Genomic DNA, 14,885 nt, shown 5'->3' with positions numbered 1-14,885 from the left:
AGAGGATTATTGTTCTTTTTTCAGGCGCTTACGAATTTTTGAGCGTGCCGCCGGCGATGGCCGTGCCGCCCGCCATTTCGGGAACGAGGCCAGAGTGCTGCCATGAGTGCTGAAGGCCCGACCTCGTCAACCGAGCTCCCGCCGCCACGGCGTCCCAAGGTGATCAAGACCAATCAGCAGCAGGTCCTGCTGTATGTCGTGCTGACCCTGCTGCTGTCGCTTGCCACCGTCTGGGCCGGGCGCGTCTGGTGGCACAATTCGGAGACGCTGACTTTTGCCGTCGGCGCTCCCAACAGCGACGAAGCAATGTTCGCGACCAAGCTCGCCACACTGCTGAAGAACAGCGCCTCGCGCTTCCGGATCAAGATCGTCAACAACGCCGACAACGCCAAGGCGCTCGCGCAGTTCGATCGCAGGCAGGCCGATCTTGCCGTCCTGCGCACCGACGCCAAGGTGCCGCTGCGGGCGCGCACGCTCGCGATCCTTGAGCACGATCTCGTGCTGCTGCTCGGCCCCGGCAACAAGAAGATCAAGTCGCTCGCCGAGCTCAAGAAGAAGAAGGTCGCCGTTCTCGCCGAGAATGATTCGTCCCTCGCCTTCGTCCGCAGCATCCTCGATATTCCCGCCGACAGCCCCGACGCCGCGAAGATCCAGATGGCGCCGCAGGGCGCGACGCTGGACAAGCTGTTCGCGCCGGCCAGCGGCTTTGGTGCGGTGATTGCTGTCGTCCACGCCTCCAAGGCCGTGCGCGACAAGGCTTATGAGCAGGTCGCCAGGCGCGGCGGCTTCACGCTCAATGCCATCGACGAAGCCAAGGCGCTGGCGCGTAAATTCCCCGGCATTTCCGATGAGACGCTGACAGCCGGCACGCTGTCCGCCTCGCCCGAGATTCCCGACGACGATCTCGACACGATCGGCCTCGAATGGCTGCTGGTCGCGCAGTCCAAGATTTCGCCGACCACGGCTGGCGACATCGCGCGCATCGTCTACGAGAACAAGTCCGCGCTCGGGCTCGACAACGGCTTTGCCACCCATATCGAGCCGGCCTCAGTCGAGAAAGATGCCTTCGTGATGGCGCATCAGGGCGCCGCCGATTACATCAATGACGACACCAAGTCGTTCATGGATAAGTACAGCGACATGATGTATCTGGGCGCCGCCGCGCTCAGCGTCATCGGCTCGATCTTCGCCGCGATCTACGCCAAGATCACCCGCGTCGCGCCAGAGAAGGCAAGCGAGCTCTCTACCGCGATCCTCGATATCGGGGAGCGGATCGAGCACGCCCATTCGCTGGATCAGCTCGAATGTCTCCAGGACGAGCTCGAGGGCATCTTGCGCGGCGCGGTAATCGGCTTGCGCGACGGCACGATCAGTACCGACGGGCTCGATACATTCAAGCTCGGCTACGAATTCGTCCGCGACGAGATCGGGATGCGCCGCGACTACCTGAAGCGCCATGCCAGCGAGCTCGAGAAGATCGCCGCCCCCGCCGCGCTCCCCCCGCCCGAAGACAGCAACGTTGTGGTGGTGAAGACAGCTCAGAGCGCCTGACCTATCGATTCGCGCCTGGATGGCAGGCGCCCATCTCCTTTTGGCGAATCGCTGCCTGCAGCCCGTGGAACCGTTTCCCCACCGCAACCGTTGGCTTCCAGCACAACCGGAGAACGCACCATGCGTCTACTCCTTCTCATCATCTTGCTGGGAATGCTGGTTGCGGTTGGTTATTTCGCCTACTCGGCCATGTCGGTCGGAGGCGATCCGATCCCGACGGAAGGTTATGTGGCACTGGCGCTAGGAGCGGGGTTCTCCGTAGTCGTCGGCGTCGGCCTGATGATGCTGCTGTTCCTGAGCAGCCGCCGCGGTTACGACGAGCCTCCGCATTTCAAATAGCCGGCAGGCCCGGCACCTTCCCAGCCATTGGACGAGGCATCCGCGCCCTGATCGGGGCGGATGGCGCGGCTGCCCGCCCCGTCGTTGACGGCTCCGGTGCGGGCGGGCACTTTGGCGCCCAAGTCCCAGCTCAAGTCCCGGTCCGGGACCGTCAGCACCAAGATCGAGCCGCCATTCCGCATGTCCAAGCCGATGTTTCCTGCTCTGGCCCAGTTCGTGGCCGCGACCGCCGGCCGCAACATGACCAAGGCGGCCTATGTGGCCGTGACGATCGGCGTGGTCAGCATGGTGCTGCTGACGCTCGATCCGGCCTATGAGACGGCGCACCGCTGGGTCGATTTCCTGCTGTGGGCTTGTCTCGCCTATTTCGTGTTCGAATGGCTGGTCCGGCTGCGCCACATGGCGCGGCAGGGGCGGCTGGGACTCTACATGTCCTCCTCCGCCGGGCTGGTCGACGCCCTGGGGGCGCTGGCCGTGCCGATCGCGCTGATCCTCGGCGCCGAGCCCAAGACAGCTTGGCTGCTGAGCGTGCTCTGGGTCCTGAAGGTGGTGCCGGGCATTCCCGGCCTGCGCCAGCTCCGCCGCGTGCTGGTGCTGGAATCGGGCCCGCTGATCAGCGTGCTGGTGATCTTCCTGATGGTGGTCTTCCTGGCCTCGGTCGCCGAATATTTCCTGGAGCGGGACGTGCAGCCGCAGACGTTTGGCAGCGTCCCTGCCGCGCTGTGGTGGGCGGTCGTTACGCTGACCACGACAGGTTATGGCGATGTCGTGCCAGTCACGCCGCTCGGCCGCATGGTCGCGGCGCTGGTGATGATCTCCGGCCTCGGCGTGTTCGGCCTCTGGACCGGTATTCTGGCGACCGGGTTCGCGGCGGAAACGCGGCGTGACAACTTCCTCAAGACTTGGGAATCCGTCAGCAAGGTACCGTTCTTCGCGGCGCTGGGGCCCGCGGCCATCGCCGACGTCACCCACATGCTGCGCACCATGGAGCTGCCGGCGCGCACCATGATCATCCGCAAGGGTGCGCAGGGCGACTGCATGTATTTTATCGCCGCCGGCGCGGTCGAGGTCGACCTCCCCGGCAAGAAGGTGCAGCTCGGCGAAGGCGCCTTCTTCGGCGAGATGGCACTGCTCGGCAACAACATGCGCGGCGCCAATGTCTCGACCACGAAAGTGTCGCGGCTGCTGGTGCTCGACCTCGTCGACTTCCGCGTGCTGATGGCGCGGCACCCAGACCTCGCCGAGACTATCGACGCCGAAGCGAAGCGCCGCACGCTCGAAAACAAGTAAATGGAGACAAGAATGTCGGACACAGCCGACGCGGCCAGTGGCCCCGTGCTCGAAATCGATGGCGCGCGCGCCACCATCCGCTTGAACCGGCCGAAGCATCTCAACCGGCTCCAGGCGGAAGATCTCGGCGAGCTGACAAAGCTGTTCGACCGGGTCGAGGCCGATCCCGATATCCGCGTGCTGGTGCTGACCGGCACGGGACGCGCCTTCTCGGCCGGCTATGACCTCAATTCGGTCGCGGAGCGCGCGGTGAGCGCCAACGAGCAGCAGAGCGCCGGCTCGGCCTTCGAAGTCGTGGTCAACCGCCTGGAGGATCTCGGCGTGCCGACGATCTGCCGGCTCAATGGCGGCGTCTATGGCGGCTCGACCGACCTCGCGCTGGCCTGCGATTTCCGTATCGGCGTCGACACAGCCGAGATGTTCATGCCGGCGGCGCGGCTCGGACTGCACTACTACGGGAGCGGCATCAAACGCTACGTGACGCGGCTCGGCGTCGACAACGCCAAGAGGCTGTTTCTCACTGCGCAGAAGATCAGTGCTCCGGAGATGCTGCGGATCGGCTATCTCACCGCCATGGTTCCGGTGGAAACACTCGACGAGGAAGTCGACAAGCTCGCCAATGTTCTCGCCGGCAATGCCCCAAACGCGATGCGCGGCATGAAACGCGCAATCAACGAATTCGTCCGCGGCGAGCTGGATGAGCAAGCCGCCGACCAGCGCCACCGCGACAGCATGCGCGGCGACGAGATCAAGGAAGGCATCAAGGCATTCGCGGAGAAGAGAGCGCCGAAATTCTGATCACGCCCGCTTCGACCGCATCGCGCGGACCTGCGTGAGCTTGAGATCGCGCGCGAGTGCCTGATAGCGCTCGCTGTCAATGGCGTAGATCGCGATCCGTCCTTCGTTATCGGCATGAACGCCCCAGCCAAAACGCTTGCCGAGGCCGGATGCACGCATGCAAGCTTGGCCTTTGGAGAAGAACGCCTTGCGGGCGAGGGTGCGCTCCTGCTTCGTCGCCTTCGCACCCAGTTCCCGACTAGCCGCAGACGTCGCGAAGATCACGTCGTCCGACGTGTATTTGTAGGGCTCCGTCGCGATCATCGCGTACTGCAGGTTCGCCACGGTCGGCTTTCCGGCGCGCGGCGGCGGATCTTCGCCGGTATGCGCCGGGCAGTCTTCGGCGACCCGGATGAAAGTATTGAAGCAGTTCGTCGTGTAAATCGGCTTTGTCATCTGATGACCGGCTTCTCTATCCTCCGACGGCCGCGGCATGCTGCGCCGCCATCTCGGCGTCGGTCGCATTTATCCGCTGGAACGCAGGGCGCGACGTTATGCGCTCGGAATAGCGGACGAACACGTCCTTCTTCGGCACGATACCGAACATCATCGTCCAACTGAACGCAACACCCCAGAGAATATCGGCCGCCGTCATCCGCTCGCCGAGCAGATATGGTCCCTTTGACAACTGCGCCTCGAGCGCACCCAGCATGGTGTCGTAATCCGCGTAGGGTGACTGCGTGACCGGCGCAGGCTCGCGCTGCATGAACTTGTCGATCAGCGCGGGCTCGAAGGAGGAGCCGTAGTAGGCGGTCCAGCGCAAATAGGGACCTCGCAGCGGATCGTTGAGCGCGGGCGCAAGGCCGGCCTGCGGAAACAGGTCGGCGAGATAGATGTAAATGGCCACCTGCTCGGTCACGAGCGCCTCGCCGTGCCGGATCGCCGGCACCTTGCCAAGCGGATTCATGGCGAGATAGGGAGGCCTCCGCTGCTCGCCGGCCTTCATGTTGAGGACGTGGAGATCGTAGGGCGCCCCGAGCTCCTCCAGCAGCACCCGCGTGCCGGTGGCCCGGCTCTGCGGCGAATAATACAGCGTGATGCGGTTCGGATCGGTCATGGCGGATCTCCCTTTGGGCCCCCTTGGGCGGCTTGCGATGGGTGCATCTCTAGCCGACCATACCTGACATCCTGTGTCAGGTATGGTTTAAAGGATCATGCGCGCGAGCCGGATGTTGTCGATCCTCACCACCCTCCAGGCCAGGGGGCAGGTCACTGCGCCCGAACTTGCAGAGGCCTGCGAGGTCTCGGTGCGCACGATCTATCGCGACATCGACGCGCTCGCGGCGTCCGGCGTCCCCGTCTATGCCGACCGCGGTGCGGAGGGTGGCTACCGCCTGCTCGACGGCTATCGCGTGCGCCTCAACGGGCTGTCGCAGAGCGAAGCGGGCGCGCTGTTCCTGGCGGGATTGCCGGGCCCGGCGGCGGCGCTGGGGCTGGATGCCGCGATGATCGCCGCACAGAACAAGCTGATGGCGGCACTGCCCGCAAACTTGCGCGAAGACGCCGGCCGGATGCAGGAGCGTTTTCATCTGGACGCGCCAGGCTGGTTCGGCGAGCCGGAAGAGCCGAAGCATCTGCGCGCGATTGCCGGCGCGGCCCTGCGCGGGACACTCATCAAAATCCGCTATCAGAGCTGGCGCGCCGAGAAGCAGCGCCGTGTCGCTCCGCTCGGCCTCGTGCTGAAGGGCGGCAACTGGTATCTCGCCGGCCAGGTCGACGGCAGCGTGCGCACCTATCGCATCGCGCGCGTGCTCGACTGCACGGCGCTCGACGACCGCTTCGATCGTCCCGCCGATTTCGATCTCGCCGCCTACTGGCAGAATGCGACGCTGCGGCTCGAGGCCGAGATGCACCCGAACGTCGCGATCGTACGGCTCTCACCATTCGGCGTAAAGCTGCTCGATGCGCTGAGCCAGCCCTACGTCAAGGCGCGCACCCAGATCGAAGAGACGACTGATGCCGACGGCTGGTGCATCGCAAGGGTGCCGACCGGGAAGACATCATGGCATGCCGCAGCCGAATTGCTGCGGCTCGGGTCCGAGGTCGAGGTGCTGGAGCCCGCCGATCTCCGCGAGAAGATGGCCGAGATGACGCAGGCGATGGCCGCGCGCTATCGCGCGGCGCGGAAAGCCTGACGACGGCGCATCTCTCCGCAACCGACGAAACAATCCCGAAACGCGATTCTTGCCTCATCGCGTGAACGAACTCGCGTGTCGCCTCGACCGAGAAGCAGGGACACAACAACGGCCTCGCGCCACACTGGAGAATAAGAATGTTTCGTAAGCTTGCTCTTGGTCTGATCGCCGCCGGTTCGCTCGGCGCTGCCGCCCTCGCGCCCACCGCTGCGTCGGCCCACGGCTTCCACCACTGGGGTCCCGGCTGGGGCTTCGGTTATGGTGGTCTCTACGTCAACACCGGCGTCAGCAACTGCTACCAGGAGCGCGTCGTCCAGACCCGCCGCGGCATGCGCGTTCGCGTCGTGAATGTCTGCGCCTACGGGATCTACTGATATCGTGCCGTCACGACAAAGCTCCGGTCGCGCTGCGGCCGGAGTTTTGCGTTGAGCTAAGCGCGCTTTCGATCCCGGCGAAACCACGCCCAGGTCTCGCGCGTCGTTCTGATATAGCCGCGTCCGCGATGGACGATCTCCCCATCGACGATTCCGTTAAGCTTCGGCAGCGCGTGAAACGGGATCGAGGGATAGGCGTGGTGCTCGACGTGGTAGGGCATGTTCCACGCAATCCATTTGACGATGGCGCCGGTATAGGTGGTGCGGGTGTTCTGGAACGCGCTGCGGGTACGGTCGCAACCGGTGTGCTCGGCATAGAGATAGGGCCGCAGGAAGAATTGCCCGATGATCACCGGCCCGATCCATATCCACAGAAGCAGTGCGGACGAGAACCACAGCGACAATGCGAGCAGCAACGCGTAGAGCGCGACATAGGCACGCGCCTCAGTCACGATGGTGCCACGCTTGTTCTCGGGGATCCAAGGCACGACCACTTTGCCGGTGGCGGCATGGCCGAGCATCAGCCGGAGCCGGCCGGCAACCTGAAGCAATCCGCTATAGGCAATCGCAAGCTGGGTGTCGGATGTCGGCTTGACGCCGACGATCAGTTCCGGGTCCTTGTCCGGATCCTGGGTGTAGCGATGATGGTCCCAGTGGAACAGGCAGTAATATTCATAGGGCAGTCCGATGATGAAGGCCGAGAAATAACCGACCGCGAGGTTGAAGCCACGACTTCTGAACGCGGTCTTGTGCGCAGTCTCATGCACCGCCATGAACAGGAACGCGACGAGATAGCCCTGCACTGCCATCAGCGGCAGCGCCCAGAGCACGCTATGGCGCGACGACACCATCGAGATCAGTACGCCAACCAGCACGATCATGCCATAATGACCGAGGCTTTGCGCCGCACCCCTGAGGTTCGAGCGCGCCGACAATTCGCGCAGCATGGCCGGGCTCAGTGGCTTCAGGCGATGGCCGGGCTCTGAAACAGTCGCATCAATCATGATCGGATGCCTACATTACTTGCTGAGAAGCGCTGCGACCTCGGCCCTGAGGGGATGACGATGAAATAGCGGGCGGGATCGAGCACGCCGTCGGAGCCGATCAGCCACTCGGTGTCGACCTGCTGGGCGCTGAAGGAGGTCGGATTCAAGATGAGGTTGTCTTTGGCCGCGCTCAGCGTGCCATAGGTCTGGTAGGCAAGCTTCATCGCAAGGAATACGGCGCCGGATTGAAGCGCGACGTTGCCGGCTTCAAAGATCTGGTGGTCGCGCTGCCCGGTCATGCGTCCAACTCCCGCTCACGCGGCCGCAAAACCCGCCCGCCGCAACACCCATGCATCGAACGTGCCGGACCGGCATACGCATCATTGCGTCTCGCTTAATAACTGTACCAATCGTACAGTTAATTGGCGAAAGCAATGGGATTTCGATCGTCAGGCGATCGCTGCGATGTATCGCTCCACCGACGCCGCGAAGGCCGCCTTGGCGCCGGAGGCGATGTTGCGGCCCCACCAGGCGCCGTAGATGCGGTCGAAAGCGAGCGGCTCGACCGCCGCCGCGATCCGCCGCACCGCGGCGGCGTTGAGCGGCATGTAGTTCGGATAGGAGTACATGAAGCTGAGGAAGCGGCGGTCCATCGTCACCTGCGCGATATCGCCGGTCAGCAGCGCGCCCTTGCCGTCCGCGCCGCGCGCATGATGCAGCATGGTGGCGCCTGCGAAATGACCGCCGGTGCGGAGCAGCAGAATATCGTCGGAGATGCGATGGCTGTCTCCGGTCCAGTGCACGATCGCGGGATACGGCCGCATCACCCACTGACGATCGTCGGCGTGCAGATAGACCGGTACACCGCCGAACGCCTCGCTCCAGTCCGCAAACGCACCATAGAAATGCGGGTGCGAGATCGCGATCGCCTTCAATCCGCCGAGCGACCGGACATGCGCGATCGCGTCTGGCGTTGCCAGCGGCACGCAGTCCCACATCACGCAACCGTCCGCGAGCGGTACCAGCAGGGCGCGCTGGCCGATCCCAAAGCTCGGCTCGGACCCGATGCCGGTCAGGCCGAGATCGTCGCGCCAGACCACGCGATGACGCTCCGCCAGCGCCTCTCGCCTGAGGAAGGTTTGTCCCTTCCAGTTCACGAATTGCCGTTCGTCCTCGCAGATCGGACAGGACGTCGGCGGCTTTTCGCTGTCCGGGAATTGCGCGCCGCAGGTTTCGCAGGTCCAGAGGGGCATGGCCGTGATCCAGAAATGAGACCGTCGCAGACATGAAATGACATCGCGGTCCAGCGATCGCAAGTCCGGAGGAACCAACGCGGGCAGCACAGGTTACTTTCATGTCCGCCCCGGCACACATGGCCATCCATGCCCGCCTGCGCGAGATCACAGTCGATCGGCAGCATCACGTTCAGCGTCTCGATGACATCGCGCCCTTCCTCACCCCGTCTCTGGCCCCTCTACGCCGTCAATTTCTTCATGGCCGACATGCAGTCGGGCATCGGGCCGTTCGTCGGGGTGTTCCTGCAAGAGCGCGGCTGGGCAACCGGATTGATCGGCACGGCGCTGACGATCGGCAATGTCGCGGGCATGCTGGTCACAACGCCGATCGGCGGCTTCATCGATTCCAGCCGCAACAAGCGGCTATGGGTCGTCATCCCCGGCATCTGCGTGGTGCTGGCCTCCGCCATCATCCTGATCTCACAAAATTTCTGGGCGGTCACGTTCTCGCAAGTTGCACAATCGCTGGCGAGCGCCGCGATCGTGCCGGCGGTCACCGGGATCACTCTCGGCATCGCCAAGCAAAAGGGTTTCAATGCGCTGAACGGGCGCAATCAGGCCTTCAACCATGCGGGCAACATGGTCGGCGCGGCGCTGTCGGGGTATCTCGGATACAAATTCGGCTACGTCTGGGTGTTCGTGCTGGCTGCCGTCTTCGGCGCCGTCGCCGTCGCTTGCGTCCTGATGATTCCGGCCAAGGCCATCGATGATCGCCAGGCTCGCGGCAGCAAGGAAGACGAGAGCAAGAACCCGCCGGCCGGTCTCTCCGTTCTCTTCAAGCACAAGCCGCTGCTGGTGCTGGCGCTGGCATTGGCCATCTTCCATCTCGGCAACGCCGCCATCGTGCCGCTCTATGGCCTTGCCGCCGTGAGCGCAGGCGAGGCGAATGGTCCAAGCTTCGTCGCGACCATCGTCGTCATTGCGCAGGGCGTGATGATCGTGACGTCCCTGGTCGGCATGCAAGTCGCGGGGAAACGCAACTACTGGCCGGTGATCCTCGTCTCCTTCATGGTGCTACCGATCCGCGGCGTTCTCGCCTTCTTCGTCACGGGATGGTGGGGCGTCGTGCCGATGCAGGTGCTCGACGGCATCGGCACCGGACTGCAGACCGTCGCCGTCCCCGGCATGGTCGCGCGCTCGCTCGACGGCACCGGCCGCATCAATCTCGGCCAGGGCGCTGTCATCACTGTGCAGGGCATTGGCGCAAGCCTGAGCCCCGCACTCGGCGGCTGGATCGCGCAATGGATCGGCTACGGTCCGACCTTCCTGCTGCTCGGCGGCTTCGGCCTCGCCTCAATGGCACTGTGGCTGGCGTTCGGCGTGCACGTGAAGAAGTACTGAGGCGAACGTGACTTGAGGAAACTGCACAGGCTCCGGCAAATCAGCCAGCTCCATGCCCTCGATCGACCAGTCGTGCGCGACCTGCCAGGCTTTCATGACGACCGCTCCGCCTCAGGTGGCAAAATTCCCCTGGATTGCCTTGTCGAGCGTCTCGCCGCCGACGAAGCGCTGGCGCAACTCGCGCTTGAGCAGCTTGCCGCTGGGATTCTTCGGCAGGCTCTCGACGAAGATCACGCGCTTCGGCACCTTGAAAGGCGCCATCTGGCCGGCGCAATGCCGGATGACGGCATCTTCATCCAGCTTCTCGCCGGCCTTGACCACGACGATCGCAGTCACAGCCTCGATCCAGCGCGGATCGGGCAGGCCCACGACGGCGACCTCGGAGACTTCAGGGATGCGATAGACCATCTCCTCGACCTCGCGGCTGGCGACATTCTCGCCGCCGGTCTTAATCATGTCCTTGACGCGGTCGACCACGGTGATGTGGCCTTCGGCGTCAACGGTTGCGAGATCGCCGGAGTGAAACCAGCCGCCGGTAAACGCCGCCGCGGTCTTCACGGGATCGTTGTAATAGCCGGAGAGAAGATGCGGCGAGCGGTGCACGATCTCACCGACCTCGCCAACCTTCACGTTCTCCATCGACGCGTTGACGACGCGCGTCTCGACGTTGAGCACGGGCTTGCCGGCCGAGCCGGCCTTGCGCAGTTGCTCTTCCGGCCGCAACACGGTCGCCAGCGGCGCGATCTCCGTCTGGCCGTAAAAATTCCAGAATTTTACGGCGGGCAGTCGACGCTGCAGCTCAAGCAATACCTCCACCGGCATGATCGAGGCGCCGTAATAGCCCTTCTGCAGCGTCGAAAGATCTGTCTTGTGGAAATTCGGCGAGCGCAGCATGGCGATCCAGATCGTCGGCGGCGCAAAAAACGAGGTGATGTTGTGCGCCTGGATCAACGCCAGAATGTTGTCCGCGGTCGGCTTGCCCGTGATCACGCCGGAAGCGCCGAGATAGATCTGCGGTCCCAGGAACACGTCGAGCTGCGCGCAATGATACAGCGGCAGGGCGTGCAGGAATTTGTCGTCTACGCTCATGCCGCCGTCGATGATGCAGCTGACATACTGCCACATCACCGCTTCATGGGTCAGCATCGCACCCTTGGGGAGCGATTCTGTACCGCTGGTGTAGACGATCTGCGCGAGATCGCGGCTGTCGACGGACGCCTCGAGGAACGAGCCGTCGGCATGAAGCAGATCGTCGAAGGTGGCGATGCCAGCGGGCGCCGTGGCGAAGTCCTCGCCCGGCAGCCAGATCATCTTTTCGACAGCGCAATCCTTCGCGCTTGCGGCGCGCGCCGGCTCAACGAAATCGGGGCCGGTCGCGAGCAGTTTTGCGCCAGAGCTTTTCAGGATGAAATTGATCTCATCGGGATTGAGCATGAAGTTGATCGGCACCAGCACGGCGCCGATCCGCGCCACCGCAAAGCGCAGGGCGGCGAAGGCATGCGAGTTGCGCGAGAGCACGGCGAGACGGTCGCCCTTCTTCACGCCGAGCCCGAGCAGGCCGCGGCCGAGCCGGTTGCAGATCGTATCCATCTCCGCAAAGGTCCAGCTCATGCTGCCGCAGCTCACCGCAAGCTTGGTCGGCTCGCGGCCCGCCGAGCGGCGCAGAAGGTCGCCGATGGAATGCTCGCGCGCTTTCGAGATGATGGCCGCGATATCGTTCGACATTTCCGTCCCCGGGAATTTGCACAAAGCGTAGTCGGCGCAATCTGCCGCGTCAAATCGATCCGAGCCCTGGCGGGCAGATGTTCGGCAAGCCGATCGACGATGGAATTGCAGCGCGGAAGCGGGCGGTCCAAAATCCGTTCGGACACCGGTACATCCGTGAGCCGGAAGCGATAATGCAGACGCCCGTCAGCCTACTCATCGTGCAGCCAAAATGAACGTCGTTTGTGCATCGCACAAGCTCGTCCGGCGCCGAGATTTTGGATGGCCGCCGCCTACACGCAAGACCGGTTTGCGCGGACAAGCAAAAGCTTTGCGCTCCGGAGCAAGCCGGGTCCGGGCGTGTGGCCTATGAAGAACAAGAATCGGTCAATGAGATAGGCAGGAAGCGTTCGCTTGCATCAGGACAGATCAGCTGCTGCACAACCCGCCGTGCCGCCTGGATGGCGGTGGCCGTGAGAGCGCCCTCGTTGACCACGACGCGATTCAGCCAGCCGGTCCAAACCATCGCCGACATCGAGGCGCTGGAAGGGCGGCCCTACAACTCGCCCATCTCTTCCCGCAATCTGCATGATCTCTTCGAAGCTACGGCGCAGCTGCATCCCGACCGGCCGAAGCGCATCGTGCTGCTCGAGACCCTCCCGGTCACCGCAGTTGGCAAGATCTTCAAGCCCGCGCTTCGCCACCTCGCTGTGCAGGAGAAAGTCCGAACCGAGATCGATCGCATCTTCGATCCTGACATCGCGGCAGACATTCTCGTCGACAAAGACGCCAGACTGAATACGCTGGTCCACATCTCGATCGGCTCCGACGACCAGGCCCAGGTGAGGGCACTCACGGAAGGCCCGACACCGCTCCCACAGACCTATCGCACAGAGACCCGATCGTCATAACTGACCCACAGAGGCCGACGTCGAAGAAAGGCAATACGGGATGAAGCGCTTTCGGGTCAACCAGCAGGAGATCGTCTTCGCCGTCTTCGCGCTGCTGTTCCTCGTGTTCTCGATCTTCCTCAACGGCTTCCTGACCGCGGACAATATGCTGACGCTGCTCCAGAACGTGGCAGTGCTCGGCATCCTCGGCCTCGCCATGGCGATCGTCGTGATCGGCCGCGGCATCGACATCTCGCTGATCGCGGCCCTCGCCGTGCCCCCGGGGCTCGTACTTCAGATGGTGCAGAACGGCCATTCGCTGCCGACCTCGCTTCTGACTGCCGTGCTGCTCACGATCGCCTTCGGCCTCGTCAATGGCTGGCTGATCGCCTATGCCGAGGTGCCCTCGCTGTTTGCGACGCTGGCAACGGGTCTGTTGCTCGCCGGGCTGGGACAAGCCGCGCTGTTCCAGCTCGACGTCGTGCAATGGAGCCCGGGCATGAACGGATTCGAACGTCTCGGACAGGGCACCGTTCTCGGCATCCCGACCTCGATCTGGATGTTCGCGATCGCCTGCATCGTGGTCGCATTCCTGCTGCGGCAAACCCGCTGGGGCGCTTATATCTATGCGATCGGTGACAACCCTTACGCCGCGCGCGTGACCGGCATTCCCTCCCGCCCGATCATTGTCCTGCAATATGTGATCACCGCCCTGATCGGCTGCTTTGCCGGCCTCGTGCTGGCGGCCTCCGTCAATTCGATGCCGACCCGCATCTTCAACTCGACGCTGATCTACGACGTGATCCTGGTCGTCGTGCTGGGCGGCATCGGGCTCTCAGGCGGGCGTGGCGGCGTGCTGAACGTCATCATCGGCACGCTCCTGATCGGCACCATGCTCAATGGCATGACCATCATGGACATCTCCTACGCCGGGCAAAATCTCATTAAAGGCGTGGTCCTGCTGCTCGCCGTCATCACGGACTCTTTCCTGAATCCGCGCAACGAAGAAACGGCACAGCAAGGCGACATCTGAACGACCGACAAGAACGACAACCATAACCAAGGAGGAAGCAATGAAACATCTTGGCAATCCGACAAAGGCAGCGCTCGCCGCACTGACTCTCGCGGCAATGACCGCACCGGCTCAGGCCCAGCAGGGCCTGGACGAGCCGTTCCAGAAGCCATTCAAGGAAGCGCTCGCCGGCAAGACCGTGGCCTATGTGCCGGTGGCGATGAACTTCGACCTCACAGAGGGTTGGTATGCCGGGCTGAAAAAGGAGCTTGAGCCGTTCGGCGTCAAGTTCGTGATCCGCGACGCCAACTGGAACACCAATGCCGGCGCGCAAGCCGTCACGTCGCTGATCTCCGAAAAGCCGGCGGTGATGGTGGTGCATAATCCGGACGTGCAGACCTACGCCAAGCTGCTGCAGCGCGCCGAGAATGAAGGCATCTACGTCATCCAGATCAACATGGGCTCGGCCTATCGGAGCTCGGCGTTCGTCGGCGCCAACTGGGTCGAGATCGGCGAACGCCAGACTGAAGGCGTGGTCAAGGCTTGCGAGGGCAAGTCGAACAAGATCGCGATCATCCAGGGCGCGCTGTCGGCCGCCGCGAGCGCCTATACTCTCAAAGGCGTCGAGAACGTCCTGGCCAAGCATCCCGAGATCAAGGTGGTGTCGAGCCAGGCCGCCGATTGGGACGCCGCCAAGGCCAAGGCGATCACGCAAACGGTGCTGAAGCAGAATCCCGACCTCTGCGGCATCGTCGGCTTCTGGGACGGCATGGATATCGGCACCGCAGCCGCGGTCAAGGAAGCGGGCCTCACCGGCAAGGTGTTTCTCGCGACCTCAGGCGGCGGCGAGCGCAAGGGCGCTTGCGAGCTGGTCAAGTCCGGCGCGTTCGATCTCAACATGAGCTACGACGTGCCGACCCAGGCGGCGCAGATGGCCGGCACAATCAAATGGCTGCTGTCATCGGGCGCGAAGCCCGGCTCGATCAAGGGCTCGGAATACACCACGCTGATTCCGATCACCAAGGAGAACGCCGACAGCCAGACGGCCTGCTGGAATCTCAGCGATCTCAAGAAATAGTCCGCCCCGACGCTCGAAGTCCCCGAGGCCATGCCTGTCTCGGGGACTTCGCT

General features: G+C 63.6%; 15 protein-coding genes and 1 pseudogene. 10 read left to right on the top strand and 6 right to left on the bottom strand.

Annotated elements, in window-relative coordinates; genetic code table 11:
- Positions 1 to 102: 102 nt before the first annotated feature.
- The 4 genes from FXB38_RS05585 (at position 103) to FXB38_RS05570 (ending at position 3,978) form a co-directional block, all read left to right on the top strand.
- Entirely contained in the window at positions 103 to 1,551 is a 1,449-nt protein-coding gene (locus tag FXB38_RS05585; protein WP_148749771.1) for a TAXI family TRAP transporter solute-binding subunit, read from the top strand.
- 120 nt (positions 1,552 to 1,671) lie between these two features.
- Positions 1,672 to 1,890, top strand: a complete 219-nt coding sequence (locus FXB38_RS05580) for a hypothetical protein (RefSeq protein WP_148749770.1) — start codon at positions 1,672 to 1,674, stop codon at positions 1,888 to 1,890.
- Positions 1,891 to 2,070: 180 nt separating this feature from the next.
- Positions 2,071 to 3,180, top strand: coding sequence for a cyclic nucleotide-gated ion channel (locus FXB38_RS05575; RefSeq protein ID WP_148749971.1), 1,110 nt, complete (start codon positions 2,071 to 2,073; stop codon positions 3,178 to 3,180).
- A gap of 12 nt (positions 3,181 to 3,192) precedes the next feature.
- Complete coding sequence (locus FXB38_RS05570; protein WP_148749769.1) at positions 3,193 to 3,978, top strand: enoyl-CoA hydratase/isomerase family protein; 786 nt, start codon at positions 3,193 to 3,195, stop codon at positions 3,976 to 3,978.
- Here the strand turns inward: FXB38_RS05570 and FXB38_RS05565 are convergent, their stop codons facing one another.
- Together FXB38_RS05565 and FXB38_RS05560 are read right to left on the bottom strand one after the other, a co-directional pair.
- A complete protein-coding gene (locus FXB38_RS05565) occupies positions 3,979 to 4,413 on the bottom strand; it encodes a DUF6157 family protein (RefSeq protein ID WP_148749768.1) in 435 nt (144 codons plus the stop codon).
- Between the two features lie 16 nt (positions 4,414 to 4,429).
- Positions 4,430 to 5,074 (bottom strand): glutathione S-transferase family protein, encoded by a 645-nt coding sequence (locus tag FXB38_RS05560; RefSeq protein WP_148749767.1) that lies wholly within the window; start codon positions 5,072 to 5,074, stop codon positions 4,430 to 4,432.
- Positions 5,075 to 5,171: 97 nt separating this feature from the next.
- On the opposite strand from FXB38_RS05560, the gene FXB38_RS05555 reads away from it, so the two are divergent.
- Both FXB38_RS05555 and FXB38_RS05550 read left to right on the top strand, forming a co-directional pair.
- Positions 5,172 to 6,152, top strand: a complete 981-nt coding sequence (locus tag FXB38_RS05555) for a helix-turn-helix transcriptional regulator (RefSeq protein WP_148749766.1) — start codon at positions 5,172 to 5,174, stop codon at positions 6,150 to 6,152.
- A gap of 137 nt (positions 6,153 to 6,289) precedes the next feature.
- Positions 6,290 to 6,526 (top strand): hypothetical protein, encoded by a 237-nt coding sequence (locus FXB38_RS05550; protein WP_148749765.1) that lies wholly within the window; start codon positions 6,290 to 6,292, stop codon positions 6,524 to 6,526.
- A 56-nt stretch (positions 6,527 to 6,582) separates the two neighbouring features.
- On the opposite strand, the gene FXB38_RS05545 is transcribed toward FXB38_RS05550, so the two are convergent.
- The 3 genes and pseudogenes from FXB38_RS05545 to FXB38_RS05535 all read right to left on the bottom strand — a co-directional run bounded on the left by FXB38_RS05545 (position 6,583) and on the right by FXB38_RS05535 (position 8,765).
- Positions 6,583 to 7,530, bottom strand: coding sequence for a fatty acid desaturase (locus FXB38_RS05545; RefSeq protein ID WP_148749764.1), 948 nt, complete (start codon positions 7,528 to 7,530; stop codon positions 6,583 to 6,585).
- A 47-nt stretch (positions 7,531 to 7,577) separates the two neighbouring features.
- Positions 7,578 to 7,811, bottom strand: a pseudogene (locus FXB38_RS05540) (hypothetical protein); the annotation flags it as partial.
- A 150-nt stretch (positions 7,812 to 7,961) separates the two neighbouring features.
- Positions 7,962 to 8,765 carry an MBL fold metallo-hydrolase gene (locus tag FXB38_RS05535; RefSeq protein ID WP_148749763.1) on the bottom strand — a complete coding sequence of 268 codons (804 nt, stop codon included), beginning with the start codon at positions 8,763 to 8,765 and terminating at the stop codon, positions 7,962 to 7,964.
- Positions 8,766 to 8,948: 183 nt separating this feature from the next.
- Here FXB38_RS05535 and FXB38_RS05530 point away from each other — a divergent pair, with 183 nt between their 5' ends.
- Positions 8,949 to 10,148: an MFS transporter gene (locus tag FXB38_RS05530; protein WP_148749762.1), complete on the top strand. Its 1,200-nt coding sequence runs from the start codon at positions 8,949 to 8,951 to the stop codon at positions 10,146 to 10,148.
- Between the two features lie 111 nt (positions 10,149 to 10,259).
- Here the strand turns inward: FXB38_RS05530 and FXB38_RS05525 are convergent, their stop codons facing one another.
- Positions 10,260 to 11,873, bottom strand: a complete 1,614-nt coding sequence (locus FXB38_RS05525; RefSeq protein ID WP_148749761.1) for an acyl-CoA synthetase — start codon at positions 11,871 to 11,873, stop codon at positions 10,260 to 10,262.
- A gap of 467 nt (positions 11,874 to 12,340) precedes the next feature.
- Here FXB38_RS05525 and FXB38_RS05520 point away from each other — a divergent pair, with 467 nt between their 5' ends.
- From FXB38_RS05520 to FXB38_RS05510, 3 genes are read left to right on the top strand one after another with little or no spacing between them, the layout of a single operon-like run.
- Positions 12,341 to 12,763: a hypothetical protein gene (locus tag FXB38_RS05520; protein WP_246229693.1), complete on the top strand. Its 423-nt coding sequence runs from the start codon at positions 12,341 to 12,343 to the stop codon at positions 12,761 to 12,763.
- A gap of 40 nt (positions 12,764 to 12,803) precedes the next feature.
- Positions 12,804 to 13,775, top strand: coding sequence for an ABC transporter permease (locus FXB38_RS05515; RefSeq protein ID WP_148749760.1), 972 nt, complete (start codon positions 12,804 to 12,806; stop codon positions 13,773 to 13,775).
- A gap of 40 nt (positions 13,776 to 13,815) precedes the next feature.
- On the top strand, positions 13,816 to 14,832 hold the full coding sequence (locus FXB38_RS05510; RefSeq protein WP_148749759.1) for a sugar ABC transporter substrate-binding protein: 1,017 nt from the start codon (positions 13,816 to 13,818) through the stop codon (positions 14,830 to 14,832).
- Positions 14,833 to 14,885 lie beyond the last annotated feature (53 nt).

Source organism: Bradyrhizobium cytisi, from assembly GCF_008123515.1.
Lineage (GTDB): Bacteria > Pseudomonadota > Alphaproteobacteria > Rhizobiales > Xanthobacteraceae > Bradyrhizobium > Bradyrhizobium cytisi.
Note: the sequence above shows the minus strand (reverse complement) of the source record. Positions and strands in the feature narration are given on the sequence as shown.

Bases quoted from the DNA above. Each gene is read 5' to 3' on its own strand.
- FXB38_RS05585 (WP_148749771.1), top strand. From the start codon at position 103: ATGAGTGCTGAAGGCCCGACCTCGTCAACCGAGCTCCCGCCGCCACGG.
- FXB38_RS05580 (WP_148749770.1), top strand. From the start codon at position 1,672: ATGCGTCTACTCCTTCTCATCATCTTGCTGGGAATGCTGGTTGCGGTT.
- FXB38_RS05575 (WP_148749971.1), top strand. From the start codon at position 2,071: ATGTCCAAGCCGATGTTTCCTGCTCTGGCCCAGTTCGTGGCCGCGACC.
- FXB38_RS05570 (WP_148749769.1), top strand. From the start codon at position 3,193: ATGTCGGACACAGCCGACGCGGCCAGTGGCCCCGTGCTCGAAATCGAT.
- FXB38_RS05565 (WP_148749768.1), bottom strand. From the start codon at position 4,413: ATGACAAAGCCGATTTACACGACGAACTGCTTCAATACTTTCATCCGG.
- FXB38_RS05560 (WP_148749767.1), bottom strand. From the start codon at position 5,074: ATGACCGATCCGAACCGCATCACGCTGTATTATTCGCCGCAGAGCCGG.
- FXB38_RS05555 (WP_148749766.1), top strand. From the start codon at position 5,172: ATGCGCGCGAGCCGGATGTTGTCGATCCTCACCACCCTCCAGGCCAGG.
- FXB38_RS05550 (WP_148749765.1), top strand. From the start codon at position 6,290: ATGTTTCGTAAGCTTGCTCTTGGTCTGATCGCCGCCGGTTCGCTCGGC.
- FXB38_RS05545 (WP_148749764.1), bottom strand. From the start codon at position 7,530: ATGATTGATGCGACTGTTTCAGAGCCCGGCCATCGCCTGAAGCCACTG.
- FXB38_RS05535 (WP_148749763.1), bottom strand. From the start codon at position 8,765: ATGCCCCTCTGGACCTGCGAAACCTGCGGCGCGCAATTCCCGGACAGC.
- FXB38_RS05530 (WP_148749762.1), top strand. From the start codon at position 8,949: ATGACATCGCGCCCTTCCTCACCCCGTCTCTGGCCCCTCTACGCCGTC.
- FXB38_RS05525 (WP_148749761.1), bottom strand. From the start codon at position 11,873: ATGTCGAACGATATCGCGGCCATCATCTCGAAAGCGCGCGAGCATTCC.
- FXB38_RS05515 (WP_148749760.1), top strand. From the start codon at position 12,804: ATGAAGCGCTTTCGGGTCAACCAGCAGGAGATCGTCTTCGCCGTCTTC.
- FXB38_RS05510 (WP_148749759.1), top strand. From the start codon at position 13,816: ATGAAACATCTTGGCAATCCGACAAAGGCAGCGCTCGCCGCACTGACT.